Origin of the sequence: Weissella sp. DD23, from assembly GCF_001579105.1 — a bacterium.
In the GTDB taxonomy this organism is placed as follows: domain Bacteria; phylum Bacillota; class Bacilli; order Lactobacillales; family Lactobacillaceae; genus Weissella; species Weissella cibaria.
Genome location: NZ_KQ970393.1, coordinates 41,968 through 45,517 on the forward strand (window position 1 = coordinate 41,968; position 3,550 = coordinate 45,517).

The 3,550-nt window shown below is 44.8% G+C and carries 3 protein-coding genes and 1 pseudogene; all 4 read right to left on the reverse strand.

Annotation, left to right across the window (positions count from 1 at the left end; all coding sequences use genetic code 11):
• Positions 1 to 384, reverse strand: a pseudogene (locus WEIDD23_RS13555) (hypothetical protein); the annotation flags it as partial.
• A gap of 184 nt (positions 385 to 568) precedes the next feature.
• A complete protein-coding gene (locus WEIDD23_RS06185; protein WP_010374954.1) occupies positions 569 to 2,077 on the reverse strand; it encodes a helix-turn-helix domain-containing protein in 1,509 nt (502 codons plus the stop codon).
• A gap of 374 nt (positions 2,078 to 2,451) precedes the next feature.
• A complete protein-coding gene (locus WEIDD23_RS13560) occupies positions 2,452 to 2,592 on the reverse strand; it encodes a hypothetical protein (RefSeq protein WP_010374955.1) in 141 nt (46 codons plus the stop codon).
• Positions 2,593 to 2,616: 24 nt separating this feature from the next.
• Positions 2,617 to 3,534 (reverse strand): hypothetical protein, encoded by a 918-nt coding sequence (locus WEIDD23_RS06190; RefSeq protein ID WP_229103694.1) that lies wholly within the window; start codon positions 3,532 to 3,534, stop codon positions 2,617 to 2,619.
• Positions 3,535 to 3,550: the final 16 nt, after the last annotated feature.

Genomic DNA, 3,550 nt, shown 5'->3' on the forward strand with positions numbered 1-3,550 from the left:
GTGGTAATTTTTCGTAAACGCGGCAATATTGTGCTGATTTTCCGTTAACCACCCAAAGCTCCCGACGATGGCCCGTAAGCTACTCGTTAGGAAAATAGCCCCTGGAAACGCGACAATCAGAAAAATTTTGGCGGTCACATCCATCACAAAAGTACCCAATAGCAATACCATGACGCTAATCACTAAAAAGAGCATCGCTAACCAAGTTGCGAGTAGGCTTGGCAACATTAACCCCGTTGCAATTCCTAAAATCACAAGTAGCACTGTTGCAATTTGGACAACACCAGAGGTTAGCCCTGCCAACCAAATGAATAAAATAAGTGCGGTGGTGAAGCCGAAAATTGCTAAACGGCTACGTGTGATGAGATTTTTTCTCGAAGTCATTTATTGCCCTCCTTTTACGAACAAAAAGTAAACGAGTACTATCCTGACATGTTTTGATAACTTGGTTAATAAAATGCCTTTCAAAAAAACAACGAAAAAATATAAAGCCGTCCGTTTTATCAGACTATACGTGTACCAAAAAAGCCTCATGACAACATTTGCAAACGTTGTCATGAGGCTTTTCTCATTCAGTTAGATTCACTTGTTTTCGGCGCCACTCATTGAACTTTTCCATGCCAATGCGATTAATTTCATCCAAAAGCTGGTCAATATAAGCCCGTGACTCAATGCCACGCCAAATATAAACAGCCTCATGCCCCTGGCGATCACGAGGCACGTCAGTCAGCAAAATATCGGTGTCCGCTGTGCGCCGATTCGAAATTTGAATGGTCGTCCGTGTGACCGCCCCAAATTGATCAAGGAGCAACCGCTCGACGTTTACATGATTACCAAAATCAAGCGCAACATGCACTTTCGGCACATCGATAAAGAACGTGCTCGTTGTCGCAATGCCAGCTACCAAATCCGTTAGCAACACTGTCTTTAGTTTCTCTGCACTAATCTGGCGCTGATCAGCGAATCGTTGCACAATTTCATTACCCAGTTCCGTTGATAACGGATAGCGATTTGAAAATTCATTGAAGTGTTGCATATCATACGTGCCATCCCCGACACCGTATGGATACATCAAGAACCGCATCAGAATATCCCCAACGGTGTACGTGAGACGTCGTGACTCAGTGCCATGTAAAGGTTGATAAAAGATACATTGGTAACTACCTTGAATACTAGCATCGAAGTCTTGCCACCACTGTATTACATGGGCAGTCACATCCTGATGGGTTTGTGTTGTAGCAAAAACGCCTAAACTATGCAGAATCAACACAATGAAGCGCGCTTCGTTGTCTAGATCTTCATCTGATAGTAAACCACTCCGCCCCATTAAATGTTTGACCGCCTGAATCACGCGTTGACTTTGGGGTGACATCTCAGACGTGGGTACTAAATATTGATCGGTATACGCAGCAGTCACAAAATGGCGTTGGGTGAAACGAACTGTCCAAATTGCCGCCATGTGCCAAATAATACAGCGCTGCGATTCCCGTAAATCACCAAATTCCGGCGTAATAAAACTATCAATATAATAATCTGCGACTTGTTTCACCCGGTCTGAAATCTCTTCAGTCCGTTGCCCGTTATAAATGGTCAGTAGGGCAAAACGGAGGAAACGAATATTCTCTTCCTGCCCAACCAACTGATTGTTTTTATTCAGGGTGATATCCTGTTCTGCCAGGTGTTCAATCACAATGGCCCGCTCTTTATAGACAGTCGGCGTTGACACATCCAATTCAAACGACAACTCTTCCCAAGAGTCAAAATCTTCCGCAACCAAGTGCATAATAATCTGCGCCCGTGTCGATTGTGATAGGTAATAATGTTTTAATTCATCAACCGGCAAGACATTTAGTGGCGCATCAAAGATAATGACGTTACCTTTTTCAATTACCAGTATTTCTGTTTCGCCAGTCAAGACGGCAATATCTTCATTGAGTTGTTCGATGATTGAAATCACCATGTAGCGTGAAAACTGAAATTCAGCCATCAGGTCCGTTAGTCTGGTGAAGCGATTGCGCACCATATAGCGAAAGACTGAGATGCGATTCTGTTCCTGCGTTGTCCAGATCCATTCCATATGTATTCCCCATTTAAACCCCAAATTTTAAGACGATTATATCACCACTGATGTTAATAAAATTATAAATTTTTTCAGGTGTCGTCGCGTTGCGACGAGGCATGGTGGGTGGAGTGTGACTTCGGCAAAGATTATAAAGAGCAAACTCCGCCGGCGCGAGCACCGGCTAGCTCCCAACTAATTGGGCTAAGGGTTAGGGTCCGTTCGCCTTATCTAACCGGCGGTCGGCCGAACTTGTGAGTTCACCCTTTATAATCGCTACGTCACACCCCACCCACCATGCCGGCAGCCAAGATATTCTCTATTTTTAGCAAAAAACAGCAATGACACGGGCCATTGCTGTTTTAGGACTTAATATATCGATTATTTTCTGCTTAATGCAACCAATATAACACTGCCGCAACAGCCACGAGGACACCGGCAATCGTTAGAATTGGTCGCCGAATGTCCTTACCAACCACAATTAATGATGCAGCCACAAATAGGCCGACTAGACTCACAATAGTTTGCACCATGGCAAGGACTCGCTTTTCCTTAGATTAAGCTTGTACGTGTAATTCTCGAATGCCTCGTAGGATCATACGGTACTGCTCACGCTCTAGCATACCATGATTTAGCTCATCTGACGCCTTGTCCAGTTTTTCGTCCGCTTCTGCACCGAATGACATGCCCTCTTGGCGGGCTTGTTGCACACCAGCAATCACGTTGACCGTAAACTGGTGCAATGTTTCAAGCGGTGCCAATTCAACCACGCGTGACGTAATCGTTGGCTCAAAATCATTCAACATTTCAGTGATGGCCATGAATTCATCAGGGCGAATCGCACCCGCCACCACGATATCAAGTTGTTGGAAGAACGTCACGATTTCTGGGTCAGTACTGAATCCAAACACTTCCGCTTCACGGTGCATTGATTGAATCAATTGACCCAACATCATCACATTTGACTCACGGAACTTTGGCACAAAGCGGATGAATGACTTAATCATCTTTTCATAGTCTTCAGCCGTTGGTTCTTCACTCGTTTGTTCGCGCAAACCTTGCAAAGCCGTTTCAATCACTGGATCCTCTGACGCAACATCATATGAATCAACAATGTTTTCAGCGACCAACTTCAACATCTCGCGATTGCCTTCATAGAACTTCAACGGTGCAAACATCAAGCGCATACGGAATTCCGTCAAACGCGCTGACAATTCAGCAACCGTGTCACCCAATTCTAGGCTCGTTGCTAATGACAAGATACGGGCGCGATCGGCTTCATACAATTCATTGTCACGGACATCAATTACTGCAGCCAACTCATCCATTCGCTCTAACACTGACACAGTCGCATCAACGATTGCTTGGCGGTTAACGACCCCACAATCCCAACCATATTTCTTGCTGACCGTTTCCTTCGGTGCGGCCATCATATCCTTTTCAAGGGCTAATCCTGTTAATAATGGTTCCATCATGTTCACCTCAACTTAG